Genomic DNA, 19,106 nt, shown 5'->3' on the forward strand with positions numbered 1-19,106 from the left:
CGCCGGCGCAGTACCACACCGAGTCCGGCAAGGCCCGCGGGGAAGAAGCCGACGACGACGATGAACAGCAGGCCCTGGGCGTACGTCCATTCCGACGGGAACCGTTCGGAGAACAGGGTCTGCGCCCACGCCACGCCGATGGCGCCGAGCACGGGGCCGAGCAGAGTCGTCCGGCCGCCGATCGCGACACCGATGAGGAACGCGATCGAGGGCAGGATGCCGACCTGCGACGGCGCGATGAACCCGACGATCGGTGCGAACAACGCGCCGGCGATACTCGCGAACAACGCGGCGACGGTGTAGGCCACCACCTTGATGTTCGCCGGGTCGTAGCCTAGGAACCGCACTCGCTCCTCGCCGTCACGCACCGCCACCAGCAGCTCGCCGTAGCGGCTCTGCATCAGTTGTCGCACGACTGCGACCACGAGCAGCAGCACCGCGGCGGCGATGAAATACAGCATCCGGCGGTTCACCGGATCGTTGAGCGTGAACCCGAAGAACGTGCGAAACCTGTTGAGTCCGTTGGACCCACCGAGACCGGTCTGGCCGACCAGCAGGATGGCCAGCGCGGCCGCCAGCGCCTGCGACAGGATCGCGAAATAGGCACCCTTGACCTTGCGCTTGAACACGCCGAACCCCAGCGCGGCGGCAATCGCAGTGGGTAGCAGGACGATCGCCACGAGCGTTACCGCGGGGGAGGCGAACGGCTGCCAGTACGACGGCAATTCGCGGATGCCCTGGATCTGCATGAAGTCGGGCACGTCGTCGCCGCGCAGCTGCGCGTCGGCGATCTTGAGGTGCATCGCCATCAGGTAGCCGCCGAGCCCGAAGAACACGCCCTGGCCGAGCACCAGCATGCCGCCGCGACCCCAGGCCAGTCCGATGCCGGCGGCGACGATGGCGAAGCACAGGAACTTGCCGAGCAGGCTGAGCCGGAAGTCCGACAGCACCGCGGGGGCGATGACGAACAGGACCAGCGCGGCGACCCCGAAGCCGACCCACGTCTGCCAGCGGCCGATGAGGGCTCTCACACCAAACTCCTTGTCCGGACGGTGAACAACCCCTGCGGACGCACCTGCAGGAAGATCACGATGATCACGAACACGACGACCTTGGCCAGTGACGCGGTCGTGTTGTACTCGATGAACGAGTTCAAGAAGCCCAGCGCCAGCGCCGCGATCACGGTGCCCTTGATCTGTCCGAGCCCGCCGACCACCACCACGAGGAACGCGTCGATGAGATAGCTCTGGCCGATCGTCGGGCTGGTGGAGCCGATGAGCGTCAGCGCCACACCGGCGACGGCCGCGAGGCCCGAGCCGATGAAGAACGTGGTGATGTCGGTGCGGCGGGACGAGATGCCGCTGGTCTCGGCGAGGGTCGCGGTTCTGCACGACGGCGCGGATACGCCGGCCCATGGGGCTGACCTTGAGCACCGTGGCCAGCACCGCGACGCACACCACGGCCAGCACCAGGATGAAGATGCGGGTCTTGGGCACGACGGCGCCGAAGATCTCCATTCCGCCGGAGAGCCATTCCGGCGCCACGACGTTGACGGCGGGGGCACCGAAGATGTCGCGCGCGACCTGCTGCAGGATCAGGCCGACGCCGAACGTGACCAGCAGGGTGTCCAGCGGCCGGTCGTACATCCGCTGGATCAGCCCGACCTCCAACGCCACGCCCATCGCGCCGCCGATGAAGAACCCGATGACCAGCGAGATGATCAACGACACACCGGCACTGGAGATCACCTGCTGCACCACGTAAGCGGTGTAGCAGCCGGCCATGATGAACTCACCGTGCGCCATGTTGATGACGCCCATCTGGCCGAACGTCAGCGACAGACCCAGAGCGGCCAGCAACAGGATCGAGCCGAGGCTCAATCCTGTTGCCAGCTGTCCGATCAGGACATCCATCGGGTCAGCCGGACAGGCCGGCGGCCCACGGGTAGGACTTCAGGAACGGATCGGGCTCGATCGGGCCGGGGGACTGCCACACGGTGTAGATGAGTCCGTCGGGCCGGATCTCGCCGATGCGGGCGGTCTTGGTGATGTGGTGGTTCTCGCCGTCGATCGTGACCAGGCCTTCTGGCGCGTCGAACGTGACGCCGCCGGCGTTGTCCTGAATCGCCTTGGTGTCGAACGACTTCGCCTTCTCGACGGTGTTCTTCCACAGGTACACCGAGGTGTAGGCGGCTTCCATCGGGTCCGAGGTCGGCTTGTTCGCGCCGTAGGCCTTCTTGTACGCGTCGACGAACTTCTTGTTGACCGGGGTGTCGATGGTCTCGTAGTAGTTCCAGGCCGTCAGCTGTCCCGTGATGTTCTGCACGCCGATGCCGCCGACTTCTTCTTCGGCGATCGACACCGACACGACCGGCATCTGCTGCGGGGTCAGGCCGACGTTCTTGTACTCACGGAAGAACGCGACGTTCGAATCGCCGTTGAGGGTGTTGAACACGGCGTCGGCGTCAGCGGTGCGGACCTTGTTCACGATGGTCGAGAAGTCGGTGGAGCCCAGCGGCGTGTAGTCCTCGCCCTTGATCTCCATACCGTTGGCACCCGCGTAGGCCTTGATGATGCGGTTGGCGGTTTGGGGGAACACGTAGTCGCTGCCCACGAGGTAGAGCGACTTGACGCCCTTCTCCTTGAGGTAGTCCAGCGCGGGCACGATCTGTTGGTTGGTGGTCGCGCCGGTGTAGAAGATGTTCGGCGACGATTCCAGGCCCTCGTACTGCACCGGGTAGTAAAGCAGCGAGTTGTTGGACTCGAAGACGGGCAGCATCGCCTTGCGGCTCGAGGAGGTCCACCCGCCGAACACCGCGGCGACGCAGTCGCTGCTGATCAGCTTTTCGGCCTTCTCGGCGAACACCGTGGGCTCGGACGCGCCGTCCTCGCCGACGAGCTGGATCTGCTTGCCCATCACCCCGCCGCCGGCGTTGATCTCGTCGACGGCGAGCTTGATGGAGTCACGGACGGTGACCTCGGAAATCGCCATCGTGCCCGACAGTGAGTTCAGCGAGCCGACCTTGACGGTGGACCCGGAGGTGTCCACACACGACGCCGCATTTGCTGAATCTGACTCACTCGCCTTGCTTCCACAGCCCGCTACCAGCAGGCTGACCGCCGCGACGATGCTTCCCGCTGCGAGCGCGGTGCGCCGGGACGGGTGGCGCCGAGGATGCTCCATAAAGGGCCTTTCTGAGAGTCGACAGCGTTCACCTGCGCAGAACATGCTGAGCCGCCATGGGTGACGACGGGTGACCGCGGAATTGTCGACACGGGTCGGTGTCGATTCGGGACGTTAGAGCGCCGGTGTTTCTGTCAAATGTCTGTGTGTGACGGCACTGTTAACCTGTTGGCCGCCGGGGGAGTTGGTTTGCCGTTCACCTGAGCCTGGGATGTACCGAGCCGAGGACGGTAACGGTTGGGTACCGTCGGGCGATGTGATGGACATGCGAACAGCTACAGCCAAGGTCGGGGTGTCCCTGATGGTCGCGGCCGCTTCGATTGCGCTCACTCCGGGTGTCGCGAGCGCACAGCCGGAGGCCGACAAGGTCCAGTACACGATCAGCGTCGCGGGTCCGTATCAGTTCGACGTGACCTATCTGGTGAATCAGCCGGCGGACAAGGCGGCCTACAACGCCGACGCGTACGCCTACCTGAAGCGCGACACCGTCACCATCGCCCCCGGGCAGCCGTGGACGTTCGAGACCACGCTGAGCGATCCGCAGTGGGCGTACGTGTGGGCGAGCAGCACCACCAAGGGTGGGCAGGCGGCGCCGAATGCGCACTGCGAGGTCGCCGTCGACGGGCAGATCGTGATCCAGGGTGATCACCCGTACAGCCCGCTGTGCCAGGGCGCCCAGTGGTGAGTTAGCCCGCTCGCTGCTCGGTCAGTCCGCGCAGCGCCTCGGGTAGCGGTGCGGTGTGCAGCACGCCGAGCCGCTGTGTGGCGCGGGTCAGTGCCACGTACAGGTCGGCGGCCCCGCGCGGGCCGTCGGCCATGATCGTCTCCGGGGAGACGACGAGCACCCCGTCGTACTCCAGCCCCTTGGTGTCCGACGGTGAGACCGCGCCAGGGGTGCCGGGCGGACCGATCACCACGCTGGTGCCCTCCATGGCCGCCTCGGCGCGCACGAATTCCTCGATGGCAGAATCCAGTTGGTCCTCGGTCACGCGACGTGACCACGGCGCCACCCCGCAGGAGCGCACCGACTCGGGTGGCGTCACGTCCGGGGCGAACTCGGCGAGCACCGCGGCTGCGACGGCCATGATCTCGCTGGGGGTGCGGTAGTTCGTCAGCAGCGGGCGGTACAGCCATCGGCGGTCCACGTACGGCTCTAGCGTCGACTGCCACGATGTCACCCCGGCGGCCGATCGGCGCTGCGCGAGATCTCCGACGATCGTGAACGACCGGCGCGGGCAGCGCCGCATCAGCACCCGCCACTCCATCGCCGAGAGCTCCTGGGCTTCGTCGACCACGACGTGCCCGTACGTCCAATCTCGATCCGCGGCAGCACGTTCGGCGAGCTCGCGGGTATCGCGTTCCTCGAACCGTTCGGCGAGATCCTCGGCCGCGATCACGTCCGAGGCCAGCAGCTGGTCCTCGTCGTCCATCAGGTCTTCGCGGCCGATCATCAGGTCCAGCACCCCTGCCGCGTAGGCGGCTTCCTCGCGGCGTTCCTTCTCCGCGGCCGCCTCGGCCTTCTTGTCGCGGCCCAGCAGGTCGACCAGTTCGTCGAGCAGCGGTACGTCGGACACCGTCCACGCGTGCCCGTCCGTGCGCAACAGGATCGGGTCGGCACCGGCGGCACTGAGCCGTTCGGGTGACGAATACAGCTCGGCGAGAAGCGTTTCCGGCGTCAGCATCGGCCACAGCCGGTCGAGGGCGGCGGCGAAACCGGGGTGCTCGTCGAGCTCTTCGACCAGTTCTGAGCGCAGGTGCTCCCAGGCGTTGCGGTCCTCACGGGTCAACCAGCCCTTGCCGATCTTGGCGATGGCGCGCTCGGTCAGCGCCCACGTCAGCACGTCGGCGAACACCGCCCGGGCGTCGTTGTGTGTCTTGCCGCTGGCTCGGGCCTCGTCGACGGCCCACTGCGCGATGTCCAGGTCGATGCGGACGGACACGTCGGCCAGGTCGATCGGAATCGGCTCGGCCGGAACGCGCTGCCGGTCGGCGACGGCCGCTGCGAGCACCTTCAGCACCTCCAGTGCGCCCTTCACCGCGGTGACCTCGGGGGTGTCGCGGACTGCCACCCGCAATTCCGGATAGAGGTCGCCAGTGGTCATGAACACGACGTTGGTCTCACCCAGGGACGGCAGCACACGCCCGACGTGATCCAGGAACGCCGCGTTGGGTCCGACGACGAGAACACCGTGGCTCTCCATGCGCTTGCGCTGGGTGTAGAGCAGGTAGGCCACCCGGTGCAGCGCGACGACGGTCTTGCCGGTACCGGGCCCGCCTTCGATGACGAGCACGCCGGCGTGGTCGAGGCGGATGATCTCGTCCTGCTCGGCCTGGATGGTGGCGACGATGTCGCGCATGCCGTCACCGCGTGGCGCGTTGACCGCGGCGAGAAGAGCCGCGTCGCCGGTACCCGGGCCGTCGAGATCCGTTGCGGCGTCGGGGCGGCCGAGGATCTCGTCGGTGAAGTCGAGGACGCGGCGGCCCATCGTGTGGAACTGGCGGCGGCGTCGCATTTTCTCCGGGGACGCGCCGGTGGCGACGTAGAACGCGCGGGCGGCCGGTGCGCGCCAGTCGACGAGCAGTGAGGTGAAATCGTCTGCCTCGTCGAGGATGCCGATGCGTCCGACGTAGATCGTCTCCCCGTCGATGCTGTCGAGGCGGCCGAAGCACAGGCCGCTGTCGGCGACGTTGAGCCGGGCCATCTGTCGGGCGAGCGCACGCACCTCGGCGTCGCGTTCGACGAGGGTGCCGCCGGTTCCGCGCAGGGCGCCACGGTAGCGGTCTTTCACCCGGGTGCGTTCGGCGTCGAGGCGGTCGTAGAGCGCGGCGACGTAGCGCTGTTCGGCGGCGAGTTCGGTGGTGTGGTCGTCAGTCGGCATGGTGCCTGCCACGCTACTTGCTTGACACCGTTTCGAACGTGTGTTCGCATGGTGGCATGCGGTGGTCCGGGCAGAGCGTCGATGTCGACGACGGAGCGCTGCCCGGTCTGCAGCGGCTCGGTCTGGTCCGCAGCGTGCGCACACCGGAGTTCCAGGGCATCACGTTTCACGAGGTGCTGTGCAAGTCCGCGCTGAACAAGGTGCCGGCGGCCTCGATGCTGCCGTTCCAGTACACCGTCAACGGCTACCGCGGCTGCTCGCATGCCTGTCGGTACTGCTTCGCACGCCCGACGCACGAGTACCTGGATTTCGACAGCGGCCGGGATTTCGACTCCCAGGTCGTGGTCAAGACCAATGTGGCCGAGGTGTTGCGGCGTGAACTGCACCGACCGTCGTGGACGCACGAGACTGTCGCGCTGGGCACCAACACCGATCCCTACCAGCGGGCCGAGGGACGGTATGCGCTGATGCCGGGCATCATCGGCGCGCTCGCCGAGTCGGGCACCTCGTTCTCCATCCTGACCAAGGGCACGCTGCTGCGCCGGGATCTCCCACTGCTCACCGAGGCGAAGCGGCGCGTCGAGGTCAGCGTCGCGGTGTCGCTCGCGGTCGGGGATCCGGTGCTGCACAGCACGATCGAGCCCGGAACGCCGACGCCGCAGGCGCGGCTCGGGTTGATCTCGGCGATCCGGGAGGCGGGCCTACCCTGCCACGTGATGGTGGCCCCGGTGCTGCCGCGGCTGACCGATTCGGTGGCCCATCTCGACGACCTGCTCGGCCGGATCGCGGCGGCGGGTGCGACGAGTGTGACGGTGTTCGGTCTGCATCTGCGCGGCAGCACCCGCGGCTGGTTCATGGATTGGCTGGCGGCGAGCCACCCGGAACTGGTCGGTGAGTACCGGCAGCTGTACCGGCGTGGTGCCTATCTGCCGGCCGACTACCGGGCGATGCTCGCGCAGCGCGCCGCACCTCTGGTTGCGAAACACGGTCTGACGCCGGGCCGTTCGTTCCGGGAGACCGGTGCGCGCCGCCCGGTGCCCGCGCCGGCGCCCCCGGTCCAGCCGGCGTTGTTCTGAAGGCTCAGTCGAGCAGTGCCGAGCGCAGGACGTCGAGTGGCAGCCCGCCCAGATCCAATGCGCGCCGGTGGAACTCCTTGAGCGGCACTCCGTTTCCCGTCACCGTGTCCCGCAGTTCCTGCCAGATCCGCTGACCGATGGCGTACGACGGTGCCTGACCCGGCCACCCCAGGTAGCGGTCCAGTTCGAAACGCAGGTTCTCCTCGGCCATCGCGCTGTGTGACTGGAGGAAGGTCCACGCCCGGGCGGCGTCCCAGGTGCCGCCGTCGGGCGCGGTCAGGCCGCAGTGCACGCCGATGTCGATCACCACGCGGGCGGCGCGGAAGCGCTGCGCGTCGAGCATGCCCATCCGGTTGCCGGCATCGTCGAGCCAGCCCAACTCGGCCATCAACCGTTCGGCGTACAGCGCCCAGCCTTCACCGTGTCCGGACACCCAGCAGCCGAGCCGGCGCCACCGGTTGAGTTCGTCTGCGAGCACGACGGCACGCCCGATCTGGAGGTGATGTCCGGGCACGCCCTCGTGGAAGACGGTGGTCATCTCCTGCCACGTGTGGAATGTGTGCACGCCGGCGGGCACCGACCACCACATCCGCCCCGGGCGGCTCAGGTCCTCCGAGGGCCCGGTGTAGTAGATGCCGCCGGTGTTTGTCGGCGCGATCCGGCACTCGAGTCGGCGCAGCGGCGGCGCGATCTCGAAATGCGTGTCCGCCAGCGCGTCGACGGCGCGGTCGGACAGGTCCTGCATCCACTGCGCCAGCGCCTCGGTGCCGTGTATCAGATACCGGTCCTCGTCGTCGAGCCTCCGCAGCGCCTCCGTCGCGCTTGCCCCCGGGTACAGCCGATTGGCGATCGAATCCTGTTCGGTCACAATCGTGCTCAGCTGATCCAGGCCCCACGCGTAGGCCTCGTCGAGATCCACCGATGCGCCGAGGAAGGACCGGGACAGCACCGCGTAGTCCTCGCGACCGCAGGCATCGACCTCCCGGGCATGCGGGCCGATCTCCTCGCGGAACACCCCGACCAGCGCGGCGTAGGCGTTGGCGGCGTCTTCGGCGCACCGGCGCAGCTCGGCGTGCAGTGTCAGATCGTCGGGCACGGCGTCGGCGACCATGTCGAGGTAGAGGTGCTGGATCTGGCCTGCCTGGGCGATGCCGCGGCGGACCTGGCGTGCGGCGGGTGCGCGACCTGCCGACACCGCGGCGCGCAGCGCATCGGCGTATCCCGACACGCGCTCGGGGACACGGGCCAGCCGTCGGCCGATCGTGGCCCAGTCATCGGCGGTCTCGGTCGGCATCAGGTCGAACACGTCGCGCATCGTCTGAAGCGGTGAGGCGATCACGTTGAGCTCGCCGACATCGAGACCCGCGTCGTTCAGGTCGACCAGCACCGTGAGGCGTTCGCGCAGTGCCGCGGCGGTCACCACATCGGCGTCGTCGGCCGGCGCAGTGCCGGCCAGTTCGCGCAGCGCTGCGCGTGCGGCGTCGGCGCGGGCCGCGCAGCCGGCGGGGGAGTAGTCGGTGACCTGATCGTCGAATCCGGCGATACCGACCTCGGTGGCCCCGCACGGGTCCAGCTGCGCCCAGGTGTCCAGATAGCGCTCGGCGACGGCGTCGACGTCGGTGGCTGCCCTACCCAAGGTCGCGGGCCGCGAACGTGTCGCACTGAGCCGGTTCGCCGGTCTGGTAACCGGTGGTGAACCACTTCTGCCGCTGTTCGGAGGATCCGTGGGTCCACGACTCGGGATTGACCCGGCCCGTCGCGGACTCCTGAATGCGGTCGTCGCCGACCGACGATGCGGCCGACAGTGCGTCGGCGATGTCCTTGTCGGTCAACGGTTCCAGGAACGGCACCCCGGTACCTTCCTGCTTCGTGATGGCGGCGTAGTGCGCCCAGACGCCGGCATAGCAATCAGCCTGCAGTTCGGTGCGCACACCGTTACCGTTGGCGCCCTGCGCGCCCTGCTGGGCGCGGCCGAGTACACCTTCGAGATTCTGCACGTGGTGGCCGAATTCGTGCGCGACGACGTACTCCTGCGCCAAGGGGCCACCGCTGGAACCGAATTGGGTGGTCAGCACGTCGAAGAAGTCGGTGTCGAAGTACGCGGTCTGATCGACCGGGCAGTAGAACGGCCCCACGTCGCTGGTGGCCGGTCCGCACCCGGTGTCGACCGATCCGGAGAAGAGACGCACTTTCGGACGGGTGTAGCCCGGCATCAGCTGGGCCCACACGCCGTCGACGGAGTTTCCGGTGGCGATCACCCGGCACTGCACGATCGCGTTGGCGTCGGCGCCGGTCTTGCACTGGCTCGTGTCGAAACCCGGGGTGTCGGCCGTCTGCGGGCCGGCCTGCTGCTGCGGTATCACCGAGCTGGGGTCGACCCCGAGGAAGAGCGCCACGACGACGATCAGAAGGCCGCCCAGGCCACCGCCGACGGCGATGCCCCGGCCGGGACCTCGCCCCCCTCCACTGGTCGACGTGGTGCTGGTATCGATCTGCATGCCCTCGTTGAAGGTCATGGCCCCACCTCGCTTCGCCGCCGGGCCCGCATGCCGGGCTCGTCAAGAATCGCACACTACGATTCGCGTTGTGGCAGTCGTCGCCGGACCATCCACCGTCGTGCGTACCTCGTTGGGTGAGTTGCGCGGCGACATCGAGGGTGGCATCGGGGTGTGGCGCGGCGTGCCGTACGCGCAGCAGCCGGTCGGGCCGCGACGGTTCCTGGCTCCGGCGGCACCCGAGCCGTGGGACGGGGTGCGCGACGCGTTGGAGCACGGGCCGTTGCCACCGCAGACCACATCGTTCGTCGGAGGCGGCCGCGACGATCCCAAGACCCGGGACGAGGCCTGCCTGACCGTCACGGTCTGGTCGCCGGACACCACCGCCGCGCTACCGGTGATGGTGTGGATTCCCGGCGGGGCATTCGTTTACGGCGCCGGGCAGTTCCAGCTCTACAACGGGTCTCGCCTGGCGGCCAACGGCAACGTCGTCGTCGTCAACGTGACCTACCGCATCGGGGTGTTCGGGGGCCTCGAGCTCGGGGATCTGGGGCCGGGTTTCGACGACAACCTGGCGCTGCGCGACCAGCTCGCGGCGCTGGGCTGGGTGCGCGAGCACATCGCGTCGTTCGGGGGTGATCCGGATCGCGTCACGGTGTTCGGCGAGTCGGCCGGAGCGACGTCGGTGCTGGCGCTGTTGGCCTGCCCGCAGGCGAGTGGGCTGTTCCACCGGGCGATCGCGCAGAGCCCGGCACTGCCACTGATCGCCGACCGCGAACTGCGCGCCGCGCGGGCCCGCGACTTCCTGGACCACCTCGGTGTGCCCGCAGCCGAGGTCAAGGAGCTGCCGCAGCGGCAGCTTCGGCGTGCAGCCGGTCAGGTGCAGCTGGCGAGCGCGGCGCAGACGCCGACCCTGGCGTACGGGCTGACGCATGGCACCGAGCTGCTGCCCCGCCATCCGATCGACGCGGCCCGCGCCGGCGAGATCGCCCGCGTACCGCTGATCATCGGGACAAACAGCCACGAGGCGACGATGTTCGCCTGGACCCGGCCACCGATGCTGCCCACCACGAGGGAATCGGTGCACGCCTACTTCGACAGAGTCGATCCTGAAGTCAAAGATGCTGTGCTGCAGGCATATCCGCGTTACCCGCGGCGCAGCGCGCTGATCGCCATCGGCTCCGACGTGATGTTCGGCGGGCCTGCCTGGGCGTTCGCCGACGCCTACAGCTCACGTGCGCCGGCCCGGATGTACCGGTTCGACCACGCCGGGCTGAGCCTGCGGCTGCTCGGCCTCGGCGCCACGCACGGCAGCGAGATCGTGCACGTGCAGCACAGCTACGCGTCCTTCATCGGGCGCAAGCTGCATCCGCTCGGGCGCCGCTTTCCGCCGTCGGTCGGCGTCCGCATGCAACGCACCTGGCTGGACTTCGCCTGCAGCGACCGCGTGCACGACGAGGCGAACTGGCCTCTCTACGACGTCGAGCGTCGCCGGACCCGGCTGATCGCCACGCGGCGCGACGCGGTCGAGGACGACCCGGATCGGCTGCGCCGCAGCGCATGGGCCCGGATCTACTGACGGGCGAATCGCTCGTCGGTGTAGCGCCTCAGCTCGTCGAGGAAACGCTGGCACATCCGGTTCATCACCGGCGCGCCCAGCGTCAGCCCGACCCGGCCGGCGAGGTTCGCGGGCGCCAACGCCATGATCCAGGTCAGATGGCAGCCCCGCGACGTCGGGACCACGCGGTAGTCCTCGGCGAACGCCGCCATCGCGGATGTGCTGATCTCGTTGAAGCGAAACGCCATGCGTTCGAACGAGTCCCACGCCAGGAATTCCTCGTTGCCGCTGAGCCCACCGCGCATGTCGACGGTGCGCGTGGTGCCGACGCCGCGCGGCGGTGGGCTGGTCCAGGTGACCTTCGTGATCACGGTGGCCCATTGCGGCCAGGAGTGCTCGTCGGCCAGCACCTCGAACAACTGCGCAGGTGTGATCTCGAGGTCGACTGTGCTGACGATGCGGTGGGGCGCGGAGTCCAGGAAATCCAGGCCGACGCGTTCGCAGGCGTGCATGACCAGCACCTTAGTCAGAACTGCGGACCCCACCTCTAGACTTGACCGTCGATCATCACCGTTTGTGAGGAGTGTTTCGTGCTGCGTACCCGCACCGCCGGATCGTTGCGTGCCGCCGACGCCGGGCAGACGGTCACGCTGGCCGGCTGGGTGGCGCGCCGCCGCGACCACGGCGGCGTGATCTTCATCGACCTGCGTGACGCGTCCGGGGTGTCTCAGGTCGTGTTCCGCGACGGTGAGGTGCTGGCCCAGGCCCACCGGTTGCGCTCGGAGTTCTGCGTCGCCGTCACCGGCGTCGTCGAGATCCGACCCGAAGGCAACGCCAACACCGAGATCGCCACCGGCGAGGTCGAGGTCAACACGACCTCGCTGACGGTGCTGGGGGAGAGCGCACCGCTGCCGTTCCAGCTCGACGAGACCGCCGGCGAGGAAGCGCGCTTGAAGTACCGCTACCTGGATCTGCGCCGCGAAGGCCCCGGGCACGCAATCCGGTTGCGCTCCAAGGTGAATGCCGCCGCCCGCGGAGTGCTGGCCGACCACGACTTCATCGAGATCGAGACCCCGACGCTGACCCGCTCGACGCCCGAGGGTGCTCGCGACTTTCTGGTGCCCGCGCGTCTGCAGCCCGGGTCCTTCTACGCGCTGCCGCAGAGCCCTCAGCTCTTCAAACAGCTGCTGATGGTCGCGGGCATGGAGCGCTACTACCAGATCGCCCGCTGCTACCGCGACGAGGATTTCCGCGCCGACCGCCAGCCCGAGTTCACCCAGCTCGACATGGAGATGAGCTTCGTCGACGCCGACGACGTGATGGCGGTGTCCGAAGAGGTACTGCGCGCGCTGTGGGCGTTGATCGGCTACGACCTGCCGACCCCGCTGCCGCGCATCAGCTACGCCGAGGCGATGCGGCGCTTCGGCAGCGACAAGCCCGACCTGCGGTTCGGGGTGGAGCTCGTCGAATGCACCGAATACTTCGCCGACACCCCGTTCCGGGTGTTCCAGGCGCCCTATGTGGGTGCGGTGGTCATGCCGGGCGGAGCCTCGCAGCCGCGGCGCACGCTCGACGGGTGGCAGGAGTTCGCCAAGCAGCGCGGCCACAAGGGGCTTGCCTACGTCCTGATCGGTGATGACGGCGAGCTGGCCGGCCCGGTCGCGAAGAACCTGTCCGACACCGAGCGAGCCGGCCTGGCGGCTCACGTCGGAGCGAATCCCGGCGACTGCGTGTTCTTCGCCGCGGGCACGCCGAAGGCGGCGCGGGCGCTGCTGGGCGCCACCCGCATCGAGATCGCCAAGCGACTCGAGCTGATCGATCCGAGCGCGTGGGCGTTCACCTGGGTGGTCGATTGGCCGCTGTTCGAACCGGCCGACGACGCGACAGCCTCCGGTGACGTCGCTGTCGGGTCGGGTGCCTGGACCGCGGTGCACCACGCCTTCACCGCGCCCAAGCCCGAATCCGAGGCGACGTTCGACACCGATCCGGGCTCGGCGCTGGCCAACGCCTACGACATCGTCTGCAACGGCAACGAGATCGGCGGAGGCTCGATCCGTATTCACCGCCGCGACGTCCAGGAGCGTGTGTTCGCGATGATGGGTATCGACCACGATGAAGCGCAGGACAAGTTCGGATTCCTGTTGGACGCCTTCACTTTCGGCGCGCCACCGCACGGCGGTATCGCGTTCGGTTGGGACCGCATCGTCGCGCTGCTCGCCGGTGTCGATTCGATCCGCGAGGTGATCGCGTTCCCGAAGTCCGGTGGTGGGGTCGACCCGCTGACCGATGCGCCCGCGCCGATCACGCCGCAGCAACGCAAGGAATCCGGCATCGACGCCAAGCCGGAGAAGGTGGGCGGATAGCCGCGACGTCGCGGTGGGCCACGATACGATCCGCGCGTGCCGCCCGCTTCCGACACGACGTCGACTGACAAGCCCGCAGAGAACAGGCCGCGTGCACTCACCGCAACGGTACTGACCACGGTCCTCGCCATCATGGCCATCTACATCGCATCGCTCGTCGGATACCGCTTCCTGGAGCAGCCGCCTCAGCATTTCGCGTTCGACGATGGGGCGCTGTCCTCGCAGACGTCGGTGATCGTTCGACTCCGTCAGGTCGATGCGCCCCAGAACGAACTCGCCGTCGACGTCGTCCTGCACCCGGGCGCCGACCTGCTCGCGGACGGACCCGATGCCACTGCAGACGCGACGATTCGCCTCAGTTCGTGGACCGATGAAGGCCAGCTGATCTACGTGCACGACGACCTGCAGAGCAACCGGACCTCGACATCTCTGATCGCTGTCGGTGAGCCCGACGACTGGCCGTTCGACTCGTACCGAACAGACGTCATCGGTGTGGAGGCCCTCGTGGGACAGGGCGCGGCGCAGCGCAGTGTGCCGGCGTCCATCGTGGTGGCCGGCAGTGTGAACGCCTGGCAGATCCTGCCCAGAGTCCGCACCCTCGACGCACCGTGGGGCCAGATCCAGACCGTGCAGTTCAGTCTCGAGCGCACCCGAGGGGCGCTGGCCATCGACCTCGGCATTCTGTTGGTGCTGCTGGCTCTACCTGCTACGGCGCTGTTCGTCGCGATCGAGATGTTGCTGCACCGTCGTAAGTTCCAGCCGCCGTTCATCACCTGGTTCGCCGCGATGCTGTTCGCGGTGGTGCCCTTGCGCAACATCCTGCCGGGGGCGCCAGAGCCGGGAGCGTGGATCGACCAGGCTGTGATCCTCTGGGTTCTCGTCGCATTGGCCGCGGCTATGGTCATCTTCGTGGTCGCCTGGTGGCGGCAGACCAGAACGGATCCCAAGCCGGAGAAGGTGGCCAAGTGAGCGAGATCGACAAGAACAAGCTCGTCTCCGACACGGCGGCCCTCGACGATTTCAACCGCAAGATCGTCGAGGAGTTCCGTGCCAACGGCGGCAAGGTCGGCGGCCCCTTCGAAGGTGGCACGCTGCTGTTGCTGCACACCGTCGGCGCCAAGTCGGGCCAGCCGCGGCTCTCCCCGCTGGCGTACCTGACCATCGACGAGAAGATGATCATCGTGGGCTCGTATGCCGGTGCGCCCAACAACCCGGCATGGGCGCACAACCTGCGGGCCGACCCGCGAGCCCAGATCGAGGTCGGCATCGAGACGTGGGACGTCGTCGCCCGGGAACTGCCCGCCGACGAGCGGGACGCGACGTGGCAGAGGGTCGTCGACTACTCGCAGGTGTTCGCCGGTTACCAGGCGAACACGTCGCGGACGATTCCGCTGTTCGAGCTCGTTCGCGCCTAATCTGCCGCCTTCGGCGGGATCAGCTGTTCGCGCCGCAGGAGATCGTCGAAGGTTTCCCGCCTCACCGCCAGTCGCGCGACGCCGTCGCGGCAGAACACCACGGGCGGTCTCAGCGCCGTGTTGTAGTTGTTGGCCATCGTGTAGCAGTACGCCCCGGTGACGGGCACCGTGATCAGGTCACCTACCTGCGGGTGGACGACCTCGACGCCGTGGGCGATCTCGTCGCCGGATTCACAATGGCGGCCCACGATGTCGACGGTTTCGCCCGGTCCGCTGCGATCGATCACCGACGGTTGGAACTGCTGGCCGTACAGCGACACCTCGAGGTTGTCGCCCATGCCTCCGTCGACCGCGACGTGGGTGCGGGTCCCGCGTTTGACCGTGACGACGCGGTACGCGGTGACGCCGTTGCGCGCCACCATCGACCGTCCGGGCTCGACCAGGAGTTCGACATCCTCACCGAGGTGACGGTGCACGGCAGACACCATGTGCTGGGCGTACTGCTCGATCGAGGGTGCGCCATCGGTGCTGACGTAGCGGACGCCCAGACCGCCGCCGAGGTCGTAGACGCCGAAGCGACCGAACTGGGCGAGAGCGCGCGCAGCGGCGGAGAACTGGTCGAGGTCGAGCAGTTGCGATCCGACGTGCGCGTGCAGGCCCCGCAGGTCGAGTCGGCGTTCTCGGGTGATGAGCCCGATGACCTCGTCGACCTGGTCGGACGGGATCCCGAACTTCGACGCGTCGTGCCCGGTCATCATGGCCTGGTGGGTCTTGGCCTCGAGTGCCGGGCTGACCCGGAGCAGCACCGGCACGGGTTCGTCGGCGAGTCTGGCGAGACGCTCGACGTCATCGAGGTTGTCGACGACGATGTAGCGCACTCGCGCGCGTACTGCGGCGCGGATGTCGTCGTCGGTCTTGGCGTTGCCGTGGAACACCATTCGCGAGGGATCGGCGCCGGCAGCGACCGCGAGTGCCAGTTCACCTGCCGCGGCGGTGTCGACGCCGCATCCCTCGTCCGTGACGACACCGATCACCGATGCCGAGGGGAAGCTCTTCGCGGCGAACAGGACCAACGAGTGCGGGTGGCGGCGGGAGAACGCGTCGAGGTACCGGCGGGCGGTCCGCCGCAGAGCGCCCTCGTCGATGAGGTAGGCGGGCGTGCCGAACTGGTGCACCAGTTCATCGACACGGCACCCGCCGACGAGGAGACGCCCCGCGGCGTCGAGTGTCGTGCCATCCGGGTAGAGGGACAGGTCGATGTCGGCGGGTGTGTGGATCTGTGTCGTCATGTCTGCTCCGCGGGATGAGTGGTGGCGCAGCGTGCGGCCAGGGCCCTCATGGCGTCGTCGTGTCGGGCGAAACGTTCTGCCCACCGCTCGGCGCGGCCCGGATCGGGCTCGATCACCTCGGCTCGGTGGGTGGGCCGGCTCGACTGCGGTGACCACGCCAGCGCCGTGCGTCCGGCGAATGTCGCGGCACCGACCGCGGAGTGGTCCTGTTCATGTGGGTCGAAGATCACGTTGCGCCCGGTGGCGTCGGCGAGGTCGCTGCGGAAGGTCGTCGACGCCGCCCCCGACCCAGTCAGCGCCAGTGCGCCGCGGGTACCGGTTGCCTCGGCCAGTATCTCGGTGCAGCGTCGCGACTCCAGCACGATTCCGGCTGTCAGCCCGCGGGCGAGGTCGGCGGGCGTGGTGCGCAGGGTCAGTCCCTTGATGGCACCGACGAGATCCGGATCCCACAGCGCACCCTGCTCACCGGGCGAGAGATAGGGCAGCACCAGCGGAGCATCGTCGAGCGACGCCGACGCGGCCAGTTCGGCCACCGCCGCCGGGCCGTCTACGGCCAGCAGCCCTGCGAGCCACTCCAGGGCCGAACCTGTTGCGAGCAAGTCCATTTCGAGGCCGAAACCGTCGCCGGCCAGAGGCGTCACGAGGTAGCGGCCCTGCGGGTCGATCGCGGGATTCGGAGCCCACCCGAGGATGACATTGCTGGTGCCGGCGATGTAGGCCACGTCACCGGGGCCGTCCACACCCAAGCCGTACGCGCCCAGCACCGAGTCGGCTGCACCGACGGTGACAGGAATGCCCGCCATGCACCCCCATCGGACGGCGACGTCGGCACGCAGGGGTCGTGTCGTGTCGGAGGCAACGACATCGGGCACGGACTGTACGGCCGCCGCCGCGAGCATGTCGTCGTCCCACTCCCCGGTGTGCAGGTCGTAGGCGCCGTAGCCGGCGGCGGTGCTCGGGTCGGTGAGCAGTTCACCGGTGAGCGTTCTGAACAGGAAATCCTTGGCGCCGCACGTGATCGCGTCCGCCGGTAGCCCCCGGTCGACCCGTCGCAAATGCATCGCGAGCAGATAGCGGCCGTCGAACCGTTGTCCGGTCCTGGCGTAGGACACCTCCGGATCGGTGCGGGCCAGAATCCGCGCTCCCTCGGGCTCGGCGCGGGCATCCATCCACGTCACGGCCGGTCCGAGCGGGGCTCCGCGGTGGTCGAGGTTGACCAGCGTCGGCAACATCGCGGACAGGCCGACGGCCCGCCACGACGCCGGGTCGGTGGCGAGCGCCAAACCGCGGACAGCGTCGTCACACGCGGCCAGCCAGTCGTCCGGGTTCTGTTCCGCCGCACCGGTTTCGGGTTGGGCCGTCGGATAGTCTGCGCGCGTACGCGCAACACAGCGACCTGTCTCGTCGACGGCGACCGCCTTGAGGCTGCTGGTCCCGAGGTCGAGGCCGATCGCCAGGGTCGGCGCCTCAGCGCTCACGCGCCACCACGGTCAGGGCACTTTCGGCCGCGGTCAGGGTTTCGTCGATGTCGGCGTCGGTGTGCACGAGCGAGACGAACAGATTCTCGAATTGCAACGGGTGGAACAGGATTCCCCGCACCACCATCTCCTGGTACCAGCGGGTGAAGATGTCCTCGTGCGCGTGGGCGGCGGCGTCGCGCCAGTTCTTGATGGGGCGATCGGTGAACCAGAACTGGAACACCGTGCCGATGCCTTCCACGTACGCGTCGATACCCTTCTCGTCGGCCAGCGCTTTCAGTCCGCTGCCCAGCCGGTCGCCGAGTGCCCGCTGGCGCTCGTACAGGCCGGGTGTGGCCAGCACGTCCATGGTCGCCGATACGGCCGCACATTGCACGACGTTGGCGTTGTAGGTGCCAGAGTGCGAGTACGTGCCGTCAGCGATCATGCGCATCGCCTCGGTGGTGCCGCCGATGGCGGCGACGGGAAATCCGCCGCCGACGCCCTTGGCGTAGGTGGTCAGGTCTGAGTGCACCCCGAACCATTCCCGGGCCCCGCCGCGGGCGAACCGGAAGCCGGTGATGACCTCGTCGAAGATCAGCATGGCGCCGTATTTGGTCGTTTGTTCTCGTAGCAATTCGAGGTAGCCGGGCTCGGGCAGGATGCATCCGGTGTTGAACACCGCTGGTTCGGTGAGCACGGCGGCCACCTCCTCGCCGCGCTGCTCCATGAGACGCACGAAGCTCTCGGGGTCGTTCCAGGTGAGGACGACGAGGGTGTCCTCGAGTTCGGCCGGCACGCCCGGTCCCATCGCGACAGGGCGCGGGTTGTCGGCGGGTCCGGCCAGCGTCGGGTCGACGTGATTGGACCAGTACACCGTGTCCTGCCAGCCGTGGTAGTGACCCTCGAAGCGGACGATGAGCCGCCGCCCGGTGGTGGCGCGGGCGAGGCGTACCGCCGTTCCGACCGCCTCGGAGCCGGAGTTGGTGAAGCGGACCTGCTCCAGACCGGGGACGGCCGCGACGACCTTCTCGGCGGCCTCGATCTCGAGTTCGTACGGCAGGCCGAAGCATGTGCCGTACTGCTCGACGGCGTCGACGACCGCTTGTGTCACCTGCGGGTGGCGGTGCCCGAGGATCATCGGCCCCAGGCCGAGCAGGTAGTCGATGTATTCGTTGCCGTCGGCGTCGCGCAGCCGGGAGCCCTTGCCCTCACTCATGAACAGCGGGTAGGGCTTCCAACCGTTGCGGGGCAGGCGCGCCGTGCTGCCGGCGCCGCCGGGAATGGTGCGGCGGGCGCGGTCGTAGAGCGCCTTGGTGGCGGTGGTCCGCTCGGCGTAGGCGGTGTCGAACGACGTCATGGCGTGTGTGTCCATATCCTCTTCTTCGGAG

At 68.3% G+C, this 19,106-nt stretch carries 15 protein-coding genes and 1 pseudogene; 6 read left to right on the forward strand and 10 right to left on the reverse strand.

Annotated elements, in window-relative coordinates; all coding sequences use genetic code 11:
* The 3 genes and pseudogenes from urtC to urtA all read right to left on the reverse strand — a co-directional run.
* The coding region (gene urtC / locus PGN37_RS24545; protein WP_335333586.1) for an urea ABC transporter permease subunit UrtC at positions 1 to 1,031 on the reverse strand (1,031 nt) is incomplete at its 3' end.
* A pseudogene (gene urtB / locus PGN37_RS24550) lies at positions 1,028 to 1,913 on the reverse strand (urea ABC transporter permease subunit UrtB). The gene urtC and the pseudogene urtB, both read right to left, overlap by 4 nt.
* Positions 1,914 to 1,917: 4 nt before the next feature.
* Positions 1,918 to 3,183, reverse strand: coding sequence for an urea ABC transporter substrate-binding protein (gene urtA / locus PGN37_RS24555; protein ID WP_335333587.1), 1,266 nt, complete (start codon positions 3,181 to 3,183; stop codon positions 1,918 to 1,920).
* Positions 3,184 to 3,448: 265 nt separating this feature from the next.
* On the opposite strand from urtA, the gene PGN37_RS24560 reads away from it, so the two are divergent.
* Positions 3,449 to 3,868, forward strand: coding sequence for a hypothetical protein (locus PGN37_RS24560; RefSeq protein ID WP_335333588.1), 420 nt, complete (start codon positions 3,449 to 3,451; stop codon positions 3,866 to 3,868).
* Between the two features lies 1 nt (position 3,869).
* On the opposite strand, the gene helR is transcribed toward PGN37_RS24560, so the two are convergent.
* Positions 3,870 to 6,062: an RNA polymerase recycling motor ATPase HelR gene (helR, locus tag PGN37_RS24565; RefSeq protein WP_335333589.1), complete on the reverse strand. Its 2,193-nt coding sequence runs from the start codon at positions 6,060 to 6,062 to the stop codon at positions 3,870 to 3,872.
* A gap of 56 nt (positions 6,063 to 6,118) precedes the next feature.
* On the opposite strand from helR, the gene PGN37_RS24570 reads away from it, so the two are divergent.
* Complete coding sequence (locus PGN37_RS24570; protein WP_335333590.1) at positions 6,119 to 7,138, forward strand: Rv2578c family radical SAM protein; 1,020 nt, start codon at positions 6,119 to 6,121, stop codon at positions 7,136 to 7,138.
* A 4-nt stretch (positions 7,139 to 7,142) separates the two neighbouring features.
* Here the strand turns inward: PGN37_RS24570 and PGN37_RS24575 are convergent, their stop codons facing one another.
* The gene (locus PGN37_RS24575) at positions 7,143 to 8,774 is read right to left on the reverse strand and encodes a DUF885 domain-containing protein (RefSeq protein ID WP_335333591.1); all 1,632 of its coding nucleotides are present in this window, start codon (positions 8,772 to 8,774) and stop codon (positions 7,143 to 7,145) included.
* Complete coding sequence (ypfJ, locus tag PGN37_RS24580; protein ID WP_335333592.1) at positions 8,767 to 9,654, reverse strand: KPN_02809 family neutral zinc metallopeptidase; 888 nt, start codon at positions 9,652 to 9,654, stop codon at positions 8,767 to 8,769. Before ypfJ ends, PGN37_RS24575 begins: the two co-directional genes overlap by 8 nt.
* A gap of 70 nt (positions 9,655 to 9,724) precedes the next feature.
* Here ypfJ and PGN37_RS24585 point away from each other — a divergent pair, with 70 nt between their 5' ends.
* On the forward strand, positions 9,725 to 11,212 hold the full coding sequence (locus PGN37_RS24585; RefSeq protein ID WP_335333594.1) for a carboxylesterase/lipase family protein: 1,488 nt from the start codon (positions 9,725 to 9,727) through the stop codon (positions 11,210 to 11,212).
* Here PGN37_RS24585 and PGN37_RS24590 read toward each other — a convergent pair.
* Positions 11,206 to 11,703, reverse strand: a complete 498-nt coding sequence (locus PGN37_RS24590) for an SRPBCC family protein (protein ID WP_442933014.1) — start codon at positions 11,701 to 11,703, stop codon at positions 11,206 to 11,208. The genes PGN37_RS24585 and PGN37_RS24590 overlap by 7 nt on opposite strands.
* Positions 11,704 to 11,781: 78 nt before the next feature.
* On the opposite strand from PGN37_RS24590, the gene aspS reads away from it, so the two are divergent.
* The 3 genes from aspS to PGN37_RS24605 are packed head-to-tail and all read left to right on the forward strand — an operon-like array spanning position 11,782 to position 14,969.
* Entirely contained in the window at positions 11,782 to 13,554 is a 1,773-nt protein-coding gene (aspS, locus tag PGN37_RS24595; RefSeq protein ID WP_335333595.1) for an aspartate--tRNA ligase, read from the forward strand.
* Between the two features lie 36 nt (positions 13,555 to 13,590).
* Positions 13,591 to 14,523 carry a DUF4436 family protein gene (locus tag PGN37_RS24600; RefSeq protein ID WP_335333596.1) on the forward strand — a complete coding sequence of 311 codons (933 nt, stop codon included), beginning with the start codon at positions 13,591 to 13,593 and terminating at the stop codon, positions 14,521 to 14,523.
* The gene (locus PGN37_RS24605) at positions 14,520 to 14,969 is read left to right on the forward strand and encodes a nitroreductase family deazaflavin-dependent oxidoreductase (protein WP_335333597.1); all 450 of its coding nucleotides are present in this window, start codon (positions 14,520 to 14,522) and stop codon (positions 14,967 to 14,969) included. The genes PGN37_RS24600 and PGN37_RS24605 overlap by 4 nt, the downstream gene beginning before the upstream one ends.
* Here PGN37_RS24605 and lysA read toward each other — a convergent pair.
* Genes lysA through PGN37_RS24620 form a run of 3 tightly spaced genes read right to left on the reverse strand, consistent with a single transcriptional unit; the run spans position 14,966 to position 19,090 of the window.
* Positions 14,966 to 16,258, reverse strand: coding sequence for a diaminopimelate decarboxylase (gene lysA / locus PGN37_RS24610; protein WP_335333598.1), 1,293 nt, complete (start codon positions 16,256 to 16,258; stop codon positions 14,966 to 14,968). The genes PGN37_RS24605 and lysA overlap by 4 nt on opposite strands.
* The gene (locus PGN37_RS24615) at positions 16,255 to 17,736 is read right to left on the reverse strand and encodes a xylulokinase (protein ID WP_335333599.1); all 1,482 of its coding nucleotides are present in this window, start codon (positions 17,734 to 17,736) and stop codon (positions 16,255 to 16,257) included. Before PGN37_RS24615 ends, lysA begins: the two co-directional genes overlap by 4 nt.
* Positions 17,726 to 19,090: an aspartate aminotransferase family protein gene (locus PGN37_RS24620; RefSeq protein ID WP_335333600.1), complete on the reverse strand. Its 1,365-nt coding sequence runs from the start codon at positions 19,088 to 19,090 to the stop codon at positions 17,726 to 17,728. Before PGN37_RS24620 ends, PGN37_RS24615 begins: the two co-directional genes overlap by 11 nt.
* Between the last annotated feature and the right edge of the window lie 16 nt (positions 19,091 to 19,106).

This window comes from Mycobacterium kyogaense (assembly GCF_036946525.1).
GTDB classification, from domain to species: domain Bacteria; phylum Actinomycetota; class Actinomycetes; order Mycobacteriales; family Mycobacteriaceae; genus Mycobacterium; species Mycobacterium kyogaense_A.